Origin of the sequence: Pontibacter harenae, assembly GCF_020907245.1 — a bacterium.
In the GTDB taxonomy this organism is placed as follows: Bacteria; Bacteroidota; Bacteroidia; order Cytophagales; family Hymenobacteraceae; genus Pontibacter; species Pontibacter harenae.
In genome coordinates this window covers 19,653-42,464 of record NZ_JAJJWH010000040.1, presented here as the reverse complement: position 1 = coordinate 42,464, position 22,812 = coordinate 19,653, and the positions used below count along the sequence as shown (strand labels likewise).

The window sequence follows — 22,812 nt, the reverse complement described above, 5'->3', positions numbered from 1 at the left end:
TCTCTACTTTACAACGGTCTGGTTTTTCGGGGGGAGGTCAACCTCAATAAAAGAGTGGAGGTGGGTGCCGTCAATTGAAGAACCTTCAGTCTTATCGAGCCATCCTGAAGGAGTATACCATGGCAGTATTCGCGAACTCTTAAACTGTTAGTAAATGCAACTGGCTTGATAACGGAAGCAAAGTCCACTTTACCTAACATACAAGCGTTTGTTGCAGGTATTAAAAATGCGCTTTGGCGAAGGTTTCTTCTATAGAGTTTAAACATCATGGTCCTTAACCAACTGCTAAAGCAGTTTAATTGAGTGTTATGTGCGGCCAATACTCCTCATCCACCTACACAGCGAATCCCATACCTAAATAGATGTGTGTTCTGATTGTTCTTCTAATTATGTGATAATGTACTTTGAAGGCTAGTAGTCGGTAAGTCAGGATAGGTCAACCTTCAATTTTCTGTGTAAGAATGCCAGTCATTCCACGACTTCATGACTGAGTTGTTTTTTTGATGACAAAATGAATAAAGATTGCTATTCAGCAACTCAAAAAGCAACATTAAAATCTAATACTTAACCAGCAATAATTTCATCGTCTCAAAACCAACATTCTTTAAGATTAAACTACTGTTAATAGTGATGATTATTAATTAACATAATAGTAAAACAATTATTTTTTAGCTGAATATTTAATTTAATAATTTTGACTTATATAAAAAAATTAGATAAGTATGATCTGTAGTATTTATAAAATATTAGGTGCTATTGATTAAGAAGGTTTTACAATACATGCTTATTAAGCGCCGTGTGGATTCTAGTAGATTTAATCTATCATACTGGTTGTAGAGGTTAAGACTGTAGAAAGCAAAAAGTTTAGTAAGCTATACCTTAATGTTTTAAATCGACAGTAGTTCGTCTGTACAATAGAATATCTTAATAATAATCAGGAACAGAATAACCACTAAACTTTCATGTTGTTATGAATCAAATGTTACCATCTAAGAACAGTAGAGGCTCGCGTCGAAGATGCTCGCTGCTATTGTTAGCAATGTTAGGTGTAGCTCCTTACCAGAGCTTTGCCGTAGGGCACGAACCCACAGCTTTTTCAATCAACTCCTTAACAAACGAAAAGCAAAATGGTCCTGTAACAGGTGTGGTTAGAGATGCGAACGGGCAGCCATTGCCTGGTGTATCCGTTTCTTTGAAAGGTACCAACACAGGTGCCATCACAGATATTGATGGACGGTTCACCATAAATACGACAGGCATAACACAGCCTGTACTGGTGTTTTCATTTATAGGTTTTCAGAGGCAGGAGGTACCTGTAGGAAGCCAAAGCTCCTACGAAATTTCGCTTCAGGAGGATACTCAAATCATGGATGAAGTGGTGGTAGTAGGCTATGGTACTCAGAAAAAGGCAAACCTTACGGGTGCCGTTAGCCAAGTAACTTCAGAAGTGTTGGAAGACAGACCAATAACCAATATTAGTACAGGTTTGCAGGGTACAATGCCAGGCGTAACCGTTACAGGTGGCTTAGGAGCACCAGGTAATAACAGAGGTACTATACGTATTAGAGGACTTGGTACCATTGGTGATGCGCAGCCCCTTGTGGTAATAGACGGTATACCTGGGGGAGACCTTGATATACTTAATCCGAATGATATAGAGACTATTTCTGTTTTGAAAGACGCAGCTTCGTCCTCTATTTATGGTGTTCGTGGTGCCAATGGAGTTATACTAGTCACTACCAAAAAAGGCAACAAAGGGACACCCGCCATCTCTTACAATGGGTATGTCGGTTTTCAGACTCCTACGGCTCTTCCTGAGTTTTTGGGTTCGCCTGAGTATATGGAGTTGTTGAATGAGGCACAGCGTAATGTAGGTAGAAACCCTACTTATACTGATGAGGATATAGAGATAGCTCGCAATGGCTCCGATCCGAATTACTTCGCCAATACCAATTGGATAGACGAAATCTATAAAAGTCATGCCCCACAGCTAAACCACAATGTTAGCGTTAATGGTGGAGCCGATAACCTTAACTACTACCTTTCTTATGGTTACCTGAATGAGGGAGGCCTTGTTGAAGGTGATAACTTCAAGGGTATGCGTCACAACGTACGTGCAAAATTAAGTACGACGCTTCTGGACCGTTTGCAAATCAACTCGAACATAGGTTATGTTGAGAGAACATATACAGGCTCAGCCGCAGGTACGTCTCCTCTCTACCAAGCACATTCTATACTTCCTTTGGTTCCCGTACGCACTACTGCAGGAGGATGGGGTTATATCGGTGGCCAGAGTAATCCAGTTGCAGTAGCAACAGATGGGGGTACCAACGATTTCGGCTCGCAGGAGGTTACCGCTAACATTAGCTCCTCTTTAGAGTTGTTCAAAGGTTTCAGACTACGTGGACAGTATGGCTTAGTAAGATCAAATTCAAAGAGAACAATCTTCACTAAAACCATCAATTACCTCAGTCCAGAAGATGGATCGATAGTATATCAAACAGGCAATCCTAATAAAATAGATACGCGAGATTACACTAATATTTTCCAAACCTTAATAGGTATGGCAGAATATGAAAGGCGTTTTAATGATAAACATGATGTAAAAGTCTTGTTAGCCGCCTCAAGAGATGAAAGTATAGGTGATAATTTTACCGCGACCAGAACGAACTTGCCTACACAGTCCGTAGGACACCTTGCTTTAGGAACGGAAAACCAATTGAACAGCGCCTCTTATGATGAATGGGCCCTGCAGTCAGTTTTCGGAAGGTTAAACTATGGCTTCAGTGACAAATACCTGTTTGAGGCTAACTTCAGATATGATGGGTCTTCTAAGTTTGCATCGGATCTGCGATGGGATTTATTTGGCTCAGCTTCCGTAGGCTGGGTATTTACTGAGGAAAATTTCTTGGAAGGAATCAGAGATGTTGTTGAGTTTGGTAAGTTCCGTGCTTCTTATGGTACACAGGGTAACGACCGTGTAGCGGCTTATCAATACCTGAATACATTAGGTCCTGTAGCAACTATGCCCATAGGAGATGAGCTAACAGTTGGTTACAGACATTCAGGGGTGCCAAATGAATTATTGAGGTGGGAAACCCAATTGAAGCAAAACATCGGACTCGACCTTGTATTCTTACGCAACCGTTTGGGTATCACTGCAGACTACTTCAAGAACGAAACGAGAGACATCTTACTTGTACTTCCTCTGCCTGATGTTATTGGTACTGGTTATCCTTACCAAAACGCAGGTGTGGTAGAGAATAAAGGATGGGAGTTTCAGGTATCTTGGAAGGATGATATTGGTGGCTTGACTTATGGAGCTAATTTTAATCTTTCTGATGTAAAGAACAAGGTTGTTGACCTTGCTGGAACGGAACCCACTTTGTCAGATCGCATAAGAATGGTCGGACAGCCTTATCAGGCTTTCTACGGGTTGGTAGCGGAGAGAATTGCACAAGAGTCAGACTTTAGGTATGATCCAGAGCAAGGAGAGTTTGTTCCTGACTTCCCGCACATCGCTAATGACCCTGTTCAGCCAGGCGATTTGATTTACAGAGACTTGAATAACGATGGTGTCATATCTTTGGATGATGACAGACAGGTTATAGGTAGCCATATACCAAGATACACCTACGGCTTCACTGGTAACTTAGGATGGAAAGGTATTGACTTCAACTTCTTCCTACAGGGGGTAGGCAAGGTAAACGGTTATATATATGGTGCAGCCCGCCATGCCTTTATAGACCAAAGCACCATGCCACAGGAGGTTCACTTAGACCGTTGGACTCCTGAGAATACTGATGCAAGTTATCCACGCTTAACTTACCAACAATCTCACAACCAAAGGCTCTCTACTTTCTGGCTGGAGGATGCATCTTACCTCAGACTTAAAAATGTACAGATAGGCTATACTTTGCCAACTCATCTTACTGAGAAACTTAGAGTGAGCCGCTTTAGAGTATATGCTTCGGCAGAAAACCTCTTTACCAGAACAAACTTCTTTTACGGATACGATCCAGAATCACCTGTAAGTAACGGCAACTTTTATCCGCAGGTTAAAACCTATGTGTTTGGTGTAAACATCAACCTTAAGTAAGAAATCATCATGAAAAAGAATATAATATACGGCTTTTTGTTGAGTACGCTTCTCCTAGGGGCATGTGAAGACGACTTCCTGGAGCGAGCTCCCATTGACCAGATCAACGATGAAAATTTTTGGCAAACAGAAGAACAACTGGTTCTGGCAGTAAACGGCCTTTACGCTAATGTTAAGGCTAAGAATACTGTGGATATGGAAAATATGGGCGATAATACCCTATGGCCTACTTCTACAATGTATTTACAAATAGGGACAGGTAACTTTGGGTACGACCTTACTACCTTAAACACTGAATGGCGGACACAGTTCTCAGGCATTCGTCAAGCGAATGCTTTTCTGGAAAACTATCACAAAGCGCAACTGCAGGACCCTGCAAGAGCAGAGCAACTTGCAGCAGAAGTTCGTGTTATCAGGGCACTTATGTACAGCTATTTAACTAGCTTCTGGGGTGATGTTCCTTTAGTGACCACTACCTTGAATATTGATGAGCTATATGGTCCTCGGAATTCTAAAGATGAGGTTGTTGACTTTATACTGCAAGATCTGGAAGAAGCAGCCCAGCATTTACCAACTGCAATACCTATAGGCGAAAACCTTGGTAGAATGAGTAAGGGTGCCGCTTTAGCACTGAAAGCTCGTATCGCTTTATACAATGAGCGCTGGGATGTTGCAGAAAAGGCTGCTAAAGATGTCATGGACCTTGGTGTCTATGAGTTGTTCAATGTTGGAGATCCTAGTTCTAACTACCGCCGATTATTTACTTATGAAGGTAAATTGGCTAGTGGCAACAACAGAGAGACAATTATTGCCCGCTTGCACAAGCTAGATGTAAGCATGCACAACCTAAGCCGCGAGATTCATGTGCCTGACCAGAATGCTCGCTGGAACCCTACCAAGTCACTGGTTGACTCCTATCTGATGGCAGATGGTTTGCCTATTGATCGATCTCCTTTATATGATGTAGAAAAATACGAGGATGTTTTCGAAAACAGAGATCCTCGCATGACGCAGACAATACTTGAGCCTGGTTCGGAGTGGGGTGGACGTTATGATGGTAGACCAGTTAGCGAAAATGATAACCCAGACATTTTCATGGTGCCTAAGTTTCGTTCAGACAGAAGAGGGTCTGTTACCATAACAGGGTACTATTTCACAAAGTATGTTGAGCCTTCTGCTGTGCCTACTTATAACCGTGATGCAAATGATATTCATCTGCTGCGCTATGCTGAGGTGCTACTGACTTATGCAGAAGCAAGGCTGGAGCAAGGCAAGCTTACCCAAGAGGATGTTGACATGACTATAAATAAGCTGCGTGAGCGTGTGGGTATGAAGCCAATGGTATTAAGCGAATTACAAAGTTTAGGGCTAGATGTGAGAGAGGAAATAAGAAGAGAAAGACGTGTTGAGTTAGCCTTGGAAGGCCAGCGCTATTTTGATATTCGCCGCTGGGGACAGGGAGAGAAGCTGGCGCAGGACATTAAAGGTACAAATGTAAAATGGCTTCCAGATCCATCTACCGCAGATAACCTTCGCACAGATGAAAATGGCTTTATTGTAGTAAGTACGGGAAGAACTTTTAATGAGCCCCAGCACTATTTGTGGCCAGTGCCAATGGAGCAGTTGCAACGCAACCCAGATTTAGGTCAGAACCCAGGTTGGTAATAGAGAAGCAATAACTGTGTCTCATGGTGCTGATGTTCGGCAATAGCATCATGAGCGCAGTGCTCCTACCAACTTGTGCTTCAAATACAGCTTGTTGCTTCTTAAATGCGCCATGAATGAATATGAGGGCCCTTTTCACTTCATTCTTAGCAGTAGTAGTGCTGTTTATAGTTGCCTGCAGCAAAGGAAGCGAGCCTGACCCAATAGTTAAAGAAGAAGCACCCGTAGAGGAGCCAGAAACTCTTGTGCCAGACCTGCGTGTGATGACCTATAATATACGTCTTGGGAATCCGCCTTCGGCTGGGGCCAAGAGAGACTTACCCGCCATAGCTCGTGTCATCAATAATGCTAAGCCAGATTTGGTTGCCTTGCAGGAAGTAGACAAGAATACTGTAAGGTCAGGAATCACTGTCAATCAGGCTAAGGAGCTCGGGAAGCTTACGAACATGCATGCTTACTTTGTTGGAGCCATGGAAGTATTGGGCGGTGGTGAATACGGTGAGGCAATTTTATCTAAGTACCCACTACTGGATTCTGCTGGATATGCCTTGCAAGCCGATCCAAGTATTGGAGGTGAAATGCGAAAGATGGCAGTAGTCAAAGTCGCTCTTCCAGACGGAAGTAAAGTTGTTTTTGCAGGTACACATCTTGATCATAAAAGCGAGGATAACAGGCTTTACCAAATAGACAGGCTACGTAGGGTGCTGCAACAGGAAAAGTACCCTGTGATTCTGGCTGGTGACTTCAACGCCCTTCCGAGCAGTTTAACGATCAACAGGCTTGATGAATACTTTACCCGCACCTGTAAACACAATTGTTCACCCACCTTTACCGCTGCCAATCCTAAAAGTGCCATCGATTTTATTATGTACAGGAAAAAAGACAAAGTAGCGGTGGTTTCAAGTAAAGTCATATTTGAGTCTTATGCCTCTGACCATCTTCCTGTAGTTGCAGAGCTTAAGCTTAATTAACAGAGAAACAAGAAGTAAGAAAGTATAACCAACAGCTAACGCTTCTGGTGAATTTAAAATAGAAGTCACTACAGTCACAAAATATAATTGTTATAACTAAACAACAACTATAATGAAAAATGTAAAAGTACTCTTATTAGGTCTTTTATTCAGTTTTTCGTTTTTCGCATGTAAAGACGATGATCTGGGGGACCTGTTGCCTCCTGGAGCTGATTTTAGTTATACACCTTCAGCACCCATAGAAGGGCAGGAAATACTTTTCTACGCTGATCCGACTGAAGCATCGGGTGAGATAATAGAATGGAACTGGAACTTTGGTGATGCAGAAGGTTCTACATCAAACAAGCGCAACCCGTACTTTACCTACGCCAGTGCAGGCACCTATGAAGTTACCCTTACAGTAAGAAATGCAGGAGGGGCTTCTTATAATGTTTCTAAATCTGTGGAGGTTTCGCCACCCCCAAAAGAATTCATCGCTAACATTGTTTGGGAATTCTCAAACAACACTACCGTTAGCGCCATCAACGAAGGTTCGAGTTCTCCGATTATTGGTGATGACGGTACAATCTATTACCTAGAGTCAAGATTTGGAAATAATGGCAATGTGGTAGCTGTTACTGACCAAGGAGAAAGTGCTCAGCTAAAATGGGCTACACAGTTAACGCACTATATTGCGAATGCCCCTTCTATGGGACCAGATGGCAATATTTATGTCAACACCTGGGATAACGCCCATATGGTTTATAAGCTAAACGGAGTAGATGGAGCTATTATGTGGAGTGGTAGTGGCAGAGGTGCTTCCAACACAACGCCTGCCATAGATGCTCAGGGTAATATTTACCATGGCTCTAGAATGCAAGACGGAGATGGAGGAGCCTATTCTTGGACCTCAACTGGTGAAAAGCGTTGGGAAATTGTAGGCGTAGGTTCTTTTTATGCGGCACCTGTACTTAGTAGAGATGGTAATACTGTTTATTTCTACAATGCATCTGAAGGTAAAGTATGGGCCGTAAATTCTGCAGACGGTACAGCCAAATGGACGGAGTCTGTGGGTGTTGGTAAAGGTACTCACGGAACGTCCTTGTCTATGGATGCAGACGGTACAATTTACTACACAACAAACGAAAATGTAGCTGCTGTAACTGATAACGGTACAAGCGGAGCTGTAAAATGGTCTACAGCGGTAACAGGTGCAGCCCAATCAGGTGTGGTTATAGGTCCGAACGGGCATTTGTATTCTGGTTCTGGGGCAGGGCTAATATCAATCAATCCTACTGATGGTTCTATTAACTGGACTCACCCTATGAGCACGAACGAAAGCGTTCCAGCTGTTGATGTTGAAGGAAGAGTTTACTTAGGCTCTACTGATGGAAAACTTGTAGTGGTGAATGCTTTAGGGCAGCTATTAAATGAGATTGAGTTGGGTGATGGTGTTGTGAACTCCCCTACAATAGCAGACGATGGAACTGTTTATGTAGAAGGAATAGATGGAGCTGTTGTAAAACTTTACAAGATAGCAGTTGACGAAAGTGCTCCTGCAAACTCTCCTTGGCCAATGAAAGGGCAGAACGTGAAGAACATTGGCCGCGCAAAATAGGCATGATCAAATTTATAGACTATGGACCTTTTACCCCGCCTTTACTTGCAATAGGTAAGTAAAGGCGGAGTGAGTGGTTTAGCACTGAATTAAAAATATTCTCTGTGATAAGAAAAGCTTTACAAAGTTTTGTGGCATGTGCTGTTATCTTGATTTCATCATGTGGTGATTCATCTAAAGAATCTGATCCAGCACCAGTTGTTGACCCAAGGGAAGAAACAGAAGTAGTAGCTTCTTTAAAGGTCATGTCTTACAACATACACCATTGTAACCCGCCTTCCAGATCAAATTTCATTGATGTTAACGCTGTTGTAAATGCTATAAATGCTGAGAAGCCAGATTTAATTGCGTTGCAGGAAGTGGATGTGAATACAGTAAGATCGGGTAATATGAATCAGGCGCAGGAGTTAGCAAGCAAGCTGCGCATGCATCATTATTTTTTCGGTAAAGCAATCGATTATCAAGGGGGAGAGTATGGTGTGGCTATTCTTTCTAAGTACCCGTTGTCTGAAAGAGAAGTACATCGTCTGCCTGTAAAGCAGGGAAGTGGGGGAGAACCTCGCATATTGGCAACAGCTATAGTTAAATTACCTGATGGCTCTTCTGTTCGGTTCGCTAGCACGCACTTAGATGCACAGTCAGACCCTACAAACAGGCAACTGCAGATTGAGAAGATAGTAGATATTGCCTCTAATGACAACCTGCCCTTCATTATTGCGGGCGACTTTAATGCCACTCCGGGTTCTAATGTGATCAATACATTGGATGCTCATTTTAGAAGGACCTGCCAAGTATGTGCTGGTACCATTCCCGCTACAAACCCAACTAAGGCCATCGATTTTATTGCCTACAAACATCCTAGAAACAAATTTAGGGTGGGCAGCCATAAGGTCGTAAATGAATCTTACGCTTCCGACCACAGGCCAGTAGTGGCTGTTATCAATATTGAAGAATAAACATCTATGAAATACTTGCCTAAAGCGGTACATGTTTGTCTGTTCCTGTTGCTTTTAAGTACAGGAATAACGGTGAACGCACAGCAAAAGGATATACTGAAATTTGCGGTAGTTACCGATACGCATATTGGTAAGCAGGGAAACAACACTGGACTTAAAGCCATTGTAAATGACATCAATAAAAACCCTGAAGTTGACTTTGTGTTACATGCTGGTGATATAAGCGACTTTGGGTATGATGAAGAACTAGGGGAAGCGAAAGCGCTTATGGATGGCCTAAGTAAGCCTTATTTTATAGTGCCTGGCAACCACGATACAGGCTGGTCTGGCAGTGGTGGCCTGATCTATGATAAGCTATGGAAAGAACAGAAATTTGTTAAAGATATAAACGGAGTACGTTTTATAGGCTTCAGCACAGGTCCGTATGGGCGCATGTCCAGGGGCTATGTTCCGCTGGACCAAATGCGGTGGCTGGATAGTCTGATACAAGTAACACCTAAGCAGCAACCAGTTATTTTTATTAGCCATTATTCTTTAGATGAAGGGCTTAGCAACTATAACCAAGTAATAGACAAACTTCATAGAGTTAATACACTAGCAGTTTTGTGCGGTCATGGTCATATAAATAAGCTTTTTGACTACAACGGTATTAGGGGCATTATGACCAGAACAGCACAGATCAGACAGGGAACATTAGCCTATAATGTTTTCAGTTTAACCCCAGATACTCTGCATGTAACAATGGTGGAGGTAGGGCAACCTGCTAACCAGGCCTGGGCCACGTTACCGATGCCACCTAAAAAGAACAAAAGCACAACTAAGCTTTCAGAAAATAATGCTTCGGTTATAGACCCTCAGTTCACAAATGTGCAAGCCGTTTGGACATACCAGGACGAAGGAAATATAGTGGCAGCCCCTGCAGTATGGAAAAACAGTGTGTTAATTGGCAACCTGCTTGGAGAGTTTAAATCATTGGATGCTGCAAATGCAAAGGTAAACTGGAGGTTTAAGACAGGTAAGTCTATCCATTCATCAGCTGAGATTGCTGGTAACAGAGTAGTGTTTGCCTCTGCTGATAGCAACATTTATTGCTTGAATGCAAAGAACGGCAAGTTAATATGGAAAGTTAAAACTATGGCGCCTGCGTTGGCTTCACCAACTATAGAGCGTGGTGTGGTTTATATCGGGAGCAGTGACCTTAAGTTCAGAGCAATAGATCTGAAAACAGGCAAAGTTACCTGGTCTTTTGAGGGACTTGCTGGTTTTCCGCCTAGCAAACCAGCTGTAGCCGATGGCAAGGTGGTGTTCGGCACATGGAACAAAACGCTTTATGCCTTAAATACAAAAGATGGCTCCCTGGCTTGGCAGTGGCGGAATGATGAAAAGAGCCATTACTATTCTCCTGCCATGAGTATTCCAGTTATCCAGAATGGAAAAGTGTATATGGTTGCCCCAGATGAGAAACTAAGGGAGTATAATTTGGGCACAGGAGAGCAAACTTTTGTTACAGATCAATTTAGGGTTCGGGAATCGTTGGGAGGGAATGCCGAGAGAAACTTGCTGGTAGCTAAAACCATGCAGGATACGATTGTGGCCTGGAGTACTCAAGGTAGAGAGCCAGAACCAATCATGAATATCTCGGGAGGGTATGGCAGGGACTTCTCTTTTTCAGCGCCTGTTTTTAGCGGAAGCACCTTCTACTTCGGCACCACTTTTGGACGTGTATATGCCATTGACATGGAGGGTAAAAACATTGAATGGATTTATGAACTGAGTGAGGATATGATCAACACGGTTAAGCCTCTTGCTGATGGTAGTGTGGTAGCGACAAGTGTGGACGGTAAAATAGTTTTACTCCAAGCCAGGGAAAAGATTGGTAAACTCAATTAGTTGAGCTGTTTTTCTGAAAAGCTATAAGATAAATGAGTTGAACTAATGCCTTTGTTTCTACTAAAAAAGTAGAATTACTTCGATTTTAATTATGGATTAGGTATGGCTATAATAGATTCTTTTCTAAATGCTGTTCTTAAAAATGCTAAAGTTTTATACCATAAGTATTTAGGCTAATACTTCTTTAAGTGTTTGGTTTATTAAAAGTTAAGTTACTTAACTAAATTTTTTAAGAAAGTTGTTGTTTATAGTGTTGATAATAACATTCTTTAAAGTAAATATTAGCATCAGCAAAATGAGCACTTTAATACTGGAGGATTCTTATTTAGATACACTCAACAACATTGAGAGGAAGAAGCATACTCAAAAAATAAAAATAGTTAAGCAGTTATACATAAAGGGTCCTAAAACCAACTCCGACCTATGCAGCGATTTTAATATCAGTTCGCCAACTTCTATGGGGTTGCTTAGCGAGCTGATGACAGAGGGACTGGTTGAGAAGAAAGGCAGAGGCAAGTCTGAGGGTGGTAGAAAACCAGATTTGTATGGCCTTCGCGCCAATTCTTTGTTTGTGCTTAGTATAGCCATGGGGAGGTTTAAGACCAGAATGGCTATTTTCGACAACAATAATAACAACATTACAGGAGTACAAACTTTTCCTGTGTGTATTGCTGAAGGTGTAACTGCTGCAGACCAATTGCAGGAGTACGCAGAAAGTCTGATCTCCAATTCTGGAATTGATCCTGATAAACTGATGGGTGTGGGCGTGAGCATGCCTGGGTTGGTGGCCAGCAAAGAAGGTAACAACTATACCTATATGCATACGGCAGCAGAGGCTGAGTCGCTGCAACAGTTACTTACGAGAAAGTTTAACAAACCAGTTTATATTCAAAATGACTCAAAAAGTGCCGCTCTTGCGGAGTATCGCTTTGGGCTGGCCAAGGGCAGAAGCGATGTACTGGTACTTTCCCTTGATTGGGGAGTAGGCTTGGGTGTGATAATGGATGGTAAACTTAGAAGCGGTACGAAAGGTTTTGCAGGGGAGATCGGGCATATACCGCTGGAGAATAATGGTGCGTTGTGCTACTGCGGGAAGCGGGGCTGCCTAGAAACCGTTGCCTCTGGTATTGCACTGGCTAACATGGCCAAAGAAGGTATAAAATCTGGCCAGCACTCTTTGCTCAACGAGCTTTCTGATCAAAAGATAGATAGTATAGAACCCAAACTGGTAATTGATGCAGCAAACAGGGGAGACCAATACGCTATCAATATATTATCTAAAATAGGTATGAACCTAGGCAAGGGCATCTCGATTCTGATACAGATATTTAACCCAGAGCTTATCATTCTGGGAGGCAGAATTGCTGAGGCGAAACAGTATATCACTACTCCAATTCAACAGTCTATTAATACTTATTGTATGGCGCAGCTAAGAGAAAAGACAGAGATAGCGCTGTCTAATTTAGGGCAAAATGCGGGAATTTTAGGTTCTGTGGCTGTAGTAATGGAAAACATATTCGAAGATCAACTGGATTTAGACTAAGAGCTGGTAGTTAAAAAGCTTAAGTATATAGAGAAAGATAGTATGTGACAGCACAGCTTGGCTCTTAACCAAGGGCAGTGCAGGGTTTCTATTGCCTTTAATTAAAACAAACTTGTTAATGAGTGAGGATAAGAAAGTTCTGGGGATAGACATAGGTGGCACTAAAGTTCATATTGGCTTGGTGCAGGACGGCCAAATTACGAATGAGGTAAAGCTGTCAACTTCGGCACATGCTCAGCAAGATCAAATCCTTCAGGAAATCATCTGCGGCATTGAGAAGATCATGGAGCCAGATGTGGCAGGTGTAGGAATTGGTGTACCTGGCCTAGTGGATGAAGCCAATGGCATTGTGCATAGTGTGCAGAACATCCCTTCTTGGAACGAGGTACACCTGAAGGCGTACCTGGAAAATCATCTCAAGAAACCAGTTTGCATAACGAACGACGCTAATTCTTTTGCCGCAGGTGAGAAAATGTACGGGAAGGGAAAGCAATACAAAAACTTAGTTGGCATTACGCTGGGAACGGGTTTCGGTACAGGCATCATTGTCGATCATCAGGTATACTCAGGTAAGTACTCCTGTGCTGGTGAGTTTGGGGGAATGCCATACCAGGATAAAACGATAGAAGATTATTGCAGCGGCAAGTTCTTTAAAAAAATACATGGAATGTCCGGCATAAAAGTACAGCGACTAGCAGAAAGCGGCGATGTTAAAGCCTTGAAGATTTTGGAGGAGTATGGGCATCATTTAGGAAATGCTTTAAAAATTATTCTGTATGCCCTTTCGCCTGACGCTATCTTTTTAGGTGGCTCTGTATGCGGTTGCTTCGAGTACTTTAAAGATGCAATGCAGAAAAGTGTTCAAGCTTTCCCTTTTAAGCTCGTGACCGATGAGCTAGCTATTGAGTGTTCTGTTATTGATAATGCTGCTATTCTGGGCGCCGCTGCACTTTTTAAAATGAGAGAAACAGAAGAAAGGTTTGTGACAAACAAGATTTTAGCCTTATAGCTGATTTAATCCCCTTTACGGAGATTGGCGTTTCGCAATCTTTTGGTCTGATATTGTGCTTTGTTTGGGCAAAAGCACAGGCATAAAAGTTTCAGTTGGAATATTATGTTAATTCAAATTTACTAAACAAAACTCACTGTATAAATAAAGATTTTCTTACATCGCTTATCTATCTAAACTAAACATGAAAAAAGTTGCCTTGCACTTTACATTTATACTTGCCTTTGGTGCCCTTACACTGTCCTGCTCTGAGAAAACTGTGTCTAACACCAGCCGTTCCTCAGCAACAGCAGCCGATGCAACAGTGGGAAGTCGCCAACTAAAGGTAATGTCCTATAATATACATCATGCTAGCCCGCCAACTAAAAGTAATACAGACATAGATTTGGATGCTATTGCCAATGTGATCAGAAATGAAAACCCTGATCTGGTGGCGCTGCAGGAGGTTGATGTTAACACAAGACGTTCGGGCCCAGGCAATCAGGCAGAGGCCCTTGCGGAGCGGCTAGGAATGAAAGCCTATTTTGGCAGGGCTATTGACTACGACGGGGGTTACTATGGTGTGGCTATCCTGTCAAAGTATCCAATGTCTGAGACAACTGTTATTCCGCTGCCAGAGGACGCAGATCCTATAGCAGAAGACAGAGTGTTAGCTACGGCCAAAATAACTTTGCCTGATGGCAAAACCATACGTTTCGGCACCACACATATAGATGTTCGCAATAAAGAGAACCGAGATCAGCAGGTGCGAAAAATAAATGAGATTGCCTCTACAGAAACAGTTCCTTTTATAGTAGCAGGCGATTTTAACTCTGTGCCTGAAAGTACCGCTATAGCTGAGTTAGATAAAGTTTTCACCCGCACTTGTACAACCGATTGCGAGCCAACCATACCCGTTATCAATCCCGACAGAACAATAGATTATATCGCCTTTACGAAAACGTCACCCTTCAAAATAGTGTCCCAGAAGGTGATACAAGAAAGTTATCCATCAGATCATTTGCCTGTAGTGGCGATTCTTAGCTACTAGGTCTGTAAACACCTTCATGCTCTAAGATATTGATGATTACACACATGAAGTCTACTATAAAGCACAGAACATGCCGATCAGCAGTAATGCTTTTGCTAAGCCTGCTACTGGGGGCATCGTGCGCTGTACAGAAAAGCACATCGGCAACAGCTGCAAACAATGTGGTTACTGCTTCCGCTGCACAAACTGCTGACGATACAAGGCCTATTTATGCACTTATCAAGCGGGTGGTACCAACGCATGCGGAGCATTTTAAAGTGGAGTTTATTCCAAAGGAAGGGGAGAAGGATGTATATGAAGTAGAGAGCCGTGATGGGAAGATTGTATTGCGTGGTAACAACGGTATTTCGGTTGCCAGTGCCTTAAACTACTACCTGAAATACTATACCAACAGCAGCATCACCTGGAACGGTGTAAATTTGAATCTTGCTGACAAACTGCCTGAGGTGCCGCAAAAAGTAAGAAACGTTAGCCCTTACAACTATCGCTATTACCTCAACTACTGCACCTACAACTATACCATGAGCTGGTGGGACTGGGACCGTTGGCAATGGGAGATAGATTGGATGGCGATGAACGGAATCAACATGCCCCTGTCTATCACAGGACAAAATGCAATTCACCGCCGCGTGTACAACAGCATGGGCTTAACAGATAAAGACCTGGAGAGCTTCTTTAGCGGTCCTGCTTATTTCAGCTGGTTCTGGATGGGCAATCTCGACGGTTGGGGCGGCCCGCTGCCTGTTAGCTGGATGGAAAGCCATGAGGCACTGCAAAAGCAGATTCTGGAGTGTGAGCGTGGGCTGGGCATGACACCTATTCTGCCTGCTTTCACGGGGCACGTTCCGCCTGCTTTTAAAGAGAAATTCCCAATGGCAAACCTGAAGAAAACGAATTGGGTGGGCTTTCCTGATGTGCACTTGTTGGACCCTGATGACCCGATGTTTGTGGAGATTGGGAAGAAATATATTGAAGAGACAATTGCGACCTATGGCACCGATCATCTCTATACTTCTGATACTTTCAATGAGAACAGACCGCCTTCTGATGATTCTCTTTTCCTGAACAACGTCAGCCAGAAAGTTTATCAATCAATGGCGGCAGCCGACCCAGAGGCCACCTGGATTATGCAGGGCTGGTTGTTCCACTTCTCCAGAGACTTCTGGAAGCCGAGGCAGATACAGGCTATGCTTAATGCCGTGCCAGACGATAGAATGATCATACTGGATTTGTGGAGCGAAAAGAACCCGATGTGGCTGAAAACAGAAGCCTACTACGGCAAGCCCTGGATCTGGAACATGCTGCACAATTTTGGAGGTAACGTGAATATGTATGGCTTGATGGATAGGGTAGCAACTTGGCCTGCCGAAGCACTTCATCACTCTGGGAATGGTAAAATGGTAGGTATAGGCTTAACGCCCGAGGCCATCGAACAGAATCCTGTTATGTATGAGCTGATGATGGAGAATGCCTGGCGCGATACCCCTATCGACCTTGATAGTTGGCTGAAAGGCTATACCAAGCGACGATATGGTAAGGAAAACGCCAGCGCAAACAAAGCTTGGGACATCCTGCGCCGTACTGCCTATGCCGATACGCTTACCTCAGGTGGACCAGAGTCTATTATAGTTGGCCGTCCTACTTCTAACAAGAATACAGGCGGTGTTACCACTACTTTAACATACGAACCGCTGGAACTGCTAACAGCCTGGGATAATTTAATAGCAGCCTCCAGCGAGCTACAAAACAGCGAGGGCTATCGGTTCGATCTGGTGGACCTGACGCGGCAGGTGATGGCGAACTATGCCACTGTAAAGCAACAGCAGTTTGCACAGGACTATAAAAACAAAGACCTGGCTGCCTTCACAGAACACAGCGCCGAGTTTATTGCCTTGATAGAAGATATGGACAGGCTGGTGGCGACGCAGGAGGATTTTCTGCTGGGTAAGTGGCTAAATGCGGCCAAAGCTTGGGGCACAACTGCAGAAGAAAAGAAACTATACGAAAAGAATGCCCGAAACCTGCTCACCTTATGGGGCGACAAAGACAGCAAACTGAGTGAATATGCCAACAGGCAATGGTCGGGTTTGCTGAATGGCTACTATAGACCTCGCTGGCAACAGTACTTCGACTACGTGATTAGCCAGATGCAGAAAGGGCAGGAGATAGACCAGAAAGCTTTTAATAATAAGATTAAGACTTGGGAGTGGCGGTGGGTAAACAGCAGCGAGCACTATAGCGACAAAACTGAAGGTGATGCAGTAGCGGTTGCTAGTGAGATGTACCGAAAGTATATTCAGACGATCAAGAACAGTTACCGAGTGCAGTAGGTGGTAGTTGTCAGAAGTTAATTTAATGTGTAAACAATAAAAAGGGGATAGCTTAAAATTTGTGCTATGAATCGTAGAAACTTATTAAAATCCTTAGGCCTAAGTATAGGAGCCGCAGTAATTAGTACTGAGTCGCTGGCAAAGCTAGGGGAAAACAAGTATGGATATACACTGCCAGAGAACCCCTTATACAAACCTATGGATAAACCTGTTACAGCCATTACTATTGGAGCAGGTAGCCGTGGAAATGTATATGGTAATTTTGCGGCTAAGTATCCTGAGCAAATGAATATTGTTGGTGTGGCGGAGCCGATAAAACTGCGAAACGACCGTTATACCAAGAAACATAACATTCCTGAAGCTAATCGTTTCGATACCTGGGAAGATGTCTTCAATCGTCCTAAGTTTGCTGATGCTGTTATCATATCTACTCCTGATAATCTTCATTATGCCCCTTGCATGAAAGCCTTGTCTATGGGGTATGATATTTTGCTTGAAAAACCGATAGCGCCAACCGAGAAAGAGTGTCGCAACATACTTGCTTTAGCCAAGAAGGAGGGTAGAATAGTTGCTGTTTGCCATGTGCTGCGGTATGCACCCTACTTTGTGAAAATGAAGGAACTTATCTCTCAGGGGGCAGTTGGTGAAGTTGTAAGTGTGCAGCACTTCGAGCCAATCGAACATACACACATGGCCCATTCTTATGTGCGCGGTAACTGGCACAATTCAAAAGAAACCACACCAATCATTCTTGCTAAGTCTTGCCATGATCTGGATATTATTAAATGGGTAATTAATAAGCCAAGCAAACAGATTGTAGCAATGGGCGACCTGAAGTGGTTTCGCAGAGAAAATGCCCCAGAAGGAAGTACCGCCCGTTGTACTGACGGATGTGCCGTGGAGCGTGAATGTCCTTATTCCGCTATCAGGCATTACCACGATGACAGAAGAAGGCTATCAGTGTTGAACCTGCCAGATGATAAGTCTAAGCATGGCGAGGTAATAATGGAGCGCCTGAAGACGACCAACTATGGCCGCTGTGTATATCGCATGGAGAATGATCAACCAGACCATTACATTACGAGCATCATGTTCGAAGATAATGTAACAGCCAACTTCTCTATGGAGGCTTTTACCTCATACCATGGCCGCCGTACCCGCATTATGGGCGCAATGGGAGACATGGTTGGCGACATGGATGAACTGGTGGTAACAGATTTTAGAACAGGAAAGTCTACCAAGTTTGTACCAAAAGCCGAAGATGTTGAAGGTTACAAAAATAGTGGCCACGGTGGCGGAGATTGGTTCCTGGTAAAAGATTTTGTGCAGGCAGTTTCTCAGCAAAATCCAGCTCTTCTTACCTCTACTATAGATGAATCCATTGAAAGCCATATTATGGGTTTCATGGCTGAAGAAAGCCGCAAGAAAGGCAAAGTAATGCCCATTCGAATGCAGAAAGTCTAACTGCTAGTATGTTATCAAGGTATAGTACCCCTTCCTGTTCTTCTCCAACAAAGCTTAGGAATGTGGAAGGTTAATGTAGCTATCCTTACTACAGTTGCCTTTAGCGCTTAATAGCGGGCATGAGCATCACTTTAGTTATATATGTATAGGTTAAAAGATGTTTTAGATAGAAATTAATTTCCTTATTCAATTTTAAGAAACTATGAAAAAGACAGTACTAGTTGCCAGTAGTATCCTTTTTGCCCTTGCTGTACAGGCACAAACCTCTGTAAAGGGGTATGTGTTTGAAGATGCAAATGGCAACGGGAAAAAGGAGCGGCGAGAGAATGGCGTGGCACAAGTTGCCGTTACGAATGGTCGGGAGGTCGTCCTGACAGATAAAAAAGGAAGATATGAGCTGCCAATAGGATCTGATAACATTATTTCTGTTATGATGCCTTCTGGTTATAAAGTGGCCCTTAACAAAGAGAATCTGCCTCAGTTCTATTACAACCACAAACCAAGTGGCTCACCTGACCTGAAGTTCAAGGGAGTGGCTCCCACTGGCAAACTTCCTAAGTCTGTAGACTTTGCTTTGATGCCAACCGAGGATAAGGAAGAATTCACAGCGCTGATATTTGGAGATCCTCAACCCTATACAAAAGAAGAGGTGGATTTCTTTGCCCGAGGCATTGTATCCGAAGTGGAGGGGATAAAGGATGTGCCTTTCGGATTAAGCCTAGGCGACCTGGTAGGAAACAATCTGAACCTTTTCAACCCATACATCGAAGCTGTTAAAAAGGTGGGTATTCCGTGGTATAATCTCTTGGGCAACCATGATTTAGACTTTGATGCCAAAGCGGACTCTCTGGCAGACGAAACTTTTGAGGCGCATTTTGGCCCCGCAAACTATGCCTTTAACTATGGTAAGGTACACTTTATTGTGCTGGATGATGTGCTATATCCAGACCCGCGGGGCGGAAAAAGTTACTGGGGAGGGTTTAGGAAAGATCAGCTGGACTTTATAGAAAATGACCTGAAATTTGTGCCCAAAGATCACTTGGTAGTGCTGGCGTTTCACGTTCCGCTTAGCGAGCCCGATGGTGATGCCTATCGGGATGAGGACAGGCAAAAGCTTTTTGACCTGTTGAAGGACTTTCCGCACACGCTTTCACTTTCGGCGCATACGCACCTGCAGAAGCAGGATTTCTTTACAAAGGCAGAAGGATGGAGGCAGGAAAAGCCACATCACCACTACAATGTAGGCACAACCTCTGGCGATTGGTATTCGGGAAAATTAGATGCGAATGGCGTGCCTGTGTCTACCATGCGTGACGGCACTCCGAAAGGATATGCTTTTATTAACTTCAAAGGAAACGAATACATGATAGACTATAAAGTGGCTGGCCGCCCTAAAGATTACCAGATACAGGTTTTTGCCCCGAAAGTAGTAGCACATGGCAGAAACACTTCCGCAGGCATTTTCGCCAACTTCTTTATGGGTAGTGAGCAGGATGAAGTGCTGTACCGAATTGATGGTGGAAAGTGGATAAAAATGGTTTATCAGAAAGATTATGATCCTGACTTTGTGCACAGTCTGCAGGAATGGGATTATGCAGATGAACTGATGCCAGGCAGAAGGCCCTCCAACGCCGCACAGTCTACACACCTTTGGCGAGGAAACATTCCCACAAAACTAGAATTGGGTGAACACACTATAGAGGTAAAAGCGACCGACATGTTCGGCAGAACCTTTACACAAAAGAGCAGCTACAGGATTCAAGCGCCTATAACAGTCCAGTAAAGTTCATCTTTCAAAGCACTACTTAATTGATAACTTTAGCCTTATGGTTTGTAGAAGCTTATTTCTGCAAATTATAAGGCTAATTTGTTTTATAAAAGAGTTTTGTGCCTCATACTCCTTATTTAAAATCATTTAACTATCTAGCTATGTTCTATGGTTCTCTGTCCCTCATACCCTCTACTCACTTTGCCATACCCATGTTTGCCCAAAATAACGAATTAGTTTTTATATCATAATGATGCATTCTTGTTTCTAGTGTTTAGTTATACCATACTGCTGTTTCTGCAAAAAGGCAGTATGGGAACTATTCTAGAGCAGGTTAACAGATTGTTTCAGGTAGGAGGTGAAGAAATTTATCTTATAGTATAAGTGTCATACTACTATTTAAAATCCTAAAGATCTTGAATAGAGAAAAGGGGTAATTGTGTGATAGTAACATCTTGGGAAACTTTTTGTTACTTTTTTGTTACTCTGGAAAAGAAAAAGGGGCTTAAACTGATGTTTAAGNGTGATAGTAACATCTTGGGAAACTTTTTGTTACTTTTTTGTTACTCTGGAAAAGAAAAAGGGGCTTAAACTGATGTTTAAGCCCCTTTTTAATGTTTACTGTGTAGACCGAAGGAGTGAATTATCGAACTTTATCCACAATGATTTAGTGGCTGTGGAAACGTATCTTCAGGTAGGAGAGGAGGTTTGATACACATTCGCCTGTTGAACATAACAGCTGTTATCAGCTATAAGCGGGTAAAGGTTCTTAGAACTGGCCGTAGAGTTAGGTTAGACCACTCTTGAAGGTGCATGTCCGAGACATAACCGCTCTCGGTTTTCGGACATTGGCTGTGGAGGCGAACAAAACAGTCTGTGACTGGTAGCTGATACAAGAGGTTTCAGCAAGTTGAACAGAAGGAGCTACGCTCCCATAGCCGCAGGAAGGTCACACCCGATAGAACACTTTCAAGTGTCGAAGCCGCTTTTTTACCAGCTTATTCCTCATCGGCTCAAACCTGAAAATCTCCTCGTTGTCCTTTCTGACTACAACATAGAAAGGCTGATCCATTTTTTCCGTGAGATGATATATGCTCGCAAGCTCTGCGATGTCCTCAAACCAGCTTGCCATGCCATACAAAGAGGCAAACGGTGTTTTGCCCAGACTCTGGTAAATATTAGGCGCTAAGGCTAAAGCCACCGTTTTGCCACTGCGGAAGCGGGTTTTCTCCAATAGTGAATCGGTAGAGTTACTGGTCGGCACGTTCATTTTTTGCCAAACATCTTGAGTGAATGGGGTTGGCTTAACAAGTGCCTCTATGTCGTTAGGGTGCGGAGTGATCTCCAATACTGCGTCCACCACATGCGTAGCCTCGTGCAGCAGGACGTATAAAAAAGCATCCAAGCCACCCGCCTCAATTTTGATCTCGTAACCTGGGTTTTCCGACTGGTCAAAGCAGGTAAGTTCTTTCTGGGTGGCCCATTCCGAGATTGTCTCCTGGAGTATTCCAGCTCTAAAAGTGATGTTGTACATCTTAGTGGAATCAGGGGTTTTTACAGGTGATGTGAGCGCCGTGTTGGGCATGTTGTCCATGAAGCTGATGCTATGCAGATGCCCCTTAAGTATTTTCTGATGCAGGGGCGGTAAAGCGGCAAAGGTCTTTTCTACCTTGGCCTTTTCAACTGCTGTCAACTCATGATCCGATGGACTCATGCCCGCTTCCCTAAACATCCTGAAAACGCTTTCTGGAGCAACTGAGACCCGCTCAGCCAGGTTGAGGTTAACATGCTGCGTCGGAGCCTGAGCGCTGATGTTAAACGATAGAGCTAAATAAAAAGCGGTAATAAGATATATCCTAAACATGGCTTTATAGAGAGTTTCATAAAGTTACGGTATCATTGATGTTACGGGCAACAGGCTGGCATTTAGATGAAATGATCTCACCGGTGCGCATGTTACTGTGCAGGAGGTGGCTATCGAGTAGGTTACGCTTATGATTCAGAACGGCAGCTACTGACCTGACAGTTATTCTGACCGCTTCAGAATAACTGAACGCAGTCGCTCTTCGTGCTTATCGCCCCAGTGCCCCAAAGCCGATATGACGGGAATCAAGGACTCCCCGAACTCGGTTAAGCTGTACTCCACTTTTGGCGGAACAACCGGATAGATGACTTTTGAGATCAGTTCGTGTTCTTCCAGCTCTTTCAGCTGCATGTTCAAAACCCTGCGGGAGGCGTCCGGGATCTTTCGCTGCAGTTGGCTGGGGCGCTTGTTCCCTTCTTTGATGAACCACAGCAAACGGATTTTCCATTTGCCGTAAAGCACCTCCCCGACCAGGTCAAGGCCACAGTTTAAAGTCGGCGGTATTTTCCTCTTGTACATTATACAAAGCTATTTTAATGTTCCAAAGCATACAATAAGGGATAAATTTATCCCTATGCGAATCGTTTTTCCGTACTTGACGCACCCACGCATACGCTCCATATTTG

Annotated in this window: 15 protein-coding genes; 12 read left to right on the top strand and 3 right to left on the bottom strand. The window is 43.4% G+C overall.

Annotated features, from left to right (window positions below; genetic code table 11):
• Nucleotides 1-1,039: 1,039 nt before the first annotated feature.
• The 4 genes from LN893_RS16400 to LN893_RS16385 all read left to right on the top strand — a co-directional run bounded on the left by LN893_RS16400 (nt 1,040) and on the right by LN893_RS16385 (nt 8,332).
• A complete protein-coding gene (locus tag LN893_RS16400; protein WP_229971975.1) occupies nt 1,040-4,099 on the top strand; it encodes a SusC/RagA family TonB-linked outer membrane protein in 3,060 nt (1,019 codons plus the stop codon).
• A gap of 9 nt (nt 4,100-4,108) precedes the next feature.
• Complete coding sequence (locus LN893_RS16395) at nt 4,109-5,764, top strand: RagB/SusD family nutrient uptake outer membrane protein (RefSeq protein WP_229971973.1); 1,656 nt, start codon at nt 4,109-4,111, stop codon at nt 5,762-5,764.
• 122 nt (nt 5,765-5,886) lie between these two features.
• Nucleotides 5,887-6,735 (top strand): endonuclease/exonuclease/phosphatase family protein, encoded by an 849-nt coding sequence (locus tag LN893_RS16390; RefSeq protein WP_229971971.1) that lies wholly within the window; start codon nt 5,887-5,889, stop codon nt 6,733-6,735.
• Nucleotides 6,736-6,847: 112 nt separating this feature from the next.
• A complete protein-coding gene (locus LN893_RS16385) occupies nt 6,848-8,332 on the top strand; it encodes an outer membrane protein assembly factor BamB family protein (protein WP_229971969.1) in 1,485 nt (494 codons plus the stop codon).
• 19 nt (nt 8,333-8,351) lie between these two features.
• Here LN893_RS16385 and LN893_RS16380 read toward each other — a convergent pair whose 3' ends face one another.
• Nucleotides 8,352-8,579 (bottom strand): hypothetical protein, encoded by a 228-nt coding sequence (locus LN893_RS16380; protein WP_229971967.1) that lies wholly within the window; start codon nt 8,577-8,579, stop codon nt 8,352-8,354.
• Between LN893_RS16380 and LN893_RS16375 the strand changes: the two genes are divergently transcribed.
• The 8 genes from LN893_RS16375 (at nt 8,578) to LN893_RS16340 (ending at nt 20,337) form a co-directional block, all read left to right on the top strand.
• Nucleotides 8,578-9,288 carry an endonuclease/exonuclease/phosphatase family protein gene (locus tag LN893_RS16375; protein WP_229971965.1) on the top strand — a complete coding sequence of 237 codons (711 nt, stop codon included), beginning with the start codon at nt 8,578-8,580 and terminating at the stop codon, nt 9,286-9,288. The two genes, LN893_RS16380 and LN893_RS16375, sit on opposite strands and share 2 nt — an antisense overlap.
• 6 nt (nt 9,289-9,294) lie before the next feature.
• A complete protein-coding gene (locus LN893_RS16370; protein WP_229971962.1) occupies nt 9,295-11,178 on the top strand; it encodes an outer membrane protein assembly factor BamB family protein in 1,884 nt (627 codons plus the stop codon).
• 295 nt (nt 11,179-11,473) lie between these two features.
• On the top strand, nt 11,474-12,721 hold the full coding sequence (locus LN893_RS16365; RefSeq protein ID WP_229971960.1) for an ROK family transcriptional regulator: 1,248 nt from the start codon (nt 11,474-11,476) through the stop codon (nt 12,719-12,721).
• 118 nt (nt 12,722-12,839) lie between these two features.
• The gene (locus tag LN893_RS16360; RefSeq protein WP_229971958.1) at nt 12,840-13,730 is read left to right on the top strand and encodes an ROK family protein; all 891 of its coding nucleotides are present in this window, start codon (nt 12,840-12,842) and stop codon (nt 13,728-13,730) included.
• 184 nt (nt 13,731-13,914) lie between these two features.
• The gene (locus LN893_RS16355) at nt 13,915-14,760 is read left to right on the top strand and encodes an endonuclease/exonuclease/phosphatase family protein (RefSeq protein WP_229971956.1); all 846 of its coding nucleotides are present in this window, start codon (nt 13,915-13,917) and stop codon (nt 14,758-14,760) included.
• A 44-nt stretch (nt 14,761-14,804) separates the two neighbouring features.
• Nucleotides 14,805-17,090 carry an alpha-N-acetylglucosaminidase gene (locus LN893_RS16350; RefSeq protein ID WP_229971954.1) on the top strand — a complete coding sequence of 762 codons (2,286 nt, stop codon included), beginning with the start codon at nt 14,805-14,807 and terminating at the stop codon, nt 17,088-17,090.
• Between the two features lie 66 nt (nt 17,091-17,156).
• Nucleotides 17,157-18,554, top strand: coding sequence for a Gfo/Idh/MocA family protein (locus LN893_RS16345; protein WP_229971952.1), 1,398 nt, complete (start codon nt 17,157-17,159; stop codon nt 18,552-18,554).
• A gap of 202 nt (nt 18,555-18,756) precedes the next feature.
• On the top strand, nt 18,757-20,337 hold the full coding sequence (locus tag LN893_RS16340) for a calcineurin-like phosphoesterase C-terminal domain-containing protein (RefSeq protein ID WP_229971950.1): 1,581 nt from the start codon (nt 18,757-18,759) through the stop codon (nt 20,335-20,337).
• 934 nt (nt 20,338-21,271) lie between these two features.
• Here the strand turns inward: LN893_RS16340 and LN893_RS16335 are convergent.
• Nucleotides 21,272-22,186 carry a hypothetical protein gene (locus tag LN893_RS16335; RefSeq protein ID WP_229971949.1) on the bottom strand — a complete coding sequence of 305 codons (915 nt, stop codon included), beginning with the start codon at nt 22,184-22,186 and terminating at the stop codon, nt 21,272-21,274.
• 162 nt (nt 22,187-22,348) lie between these two features.
• Entirely contained in the window at nt 22,349-22,705 is a 357-nt protein-coding gene (locus LN893_RS16330; protein ID WP_229971947.1) for a winged helix-turn-helix transcriptional regulator, read from the bottom strand.
• Nucleotides 22,706-22,812: the final 107 nt, after the last annotated feature.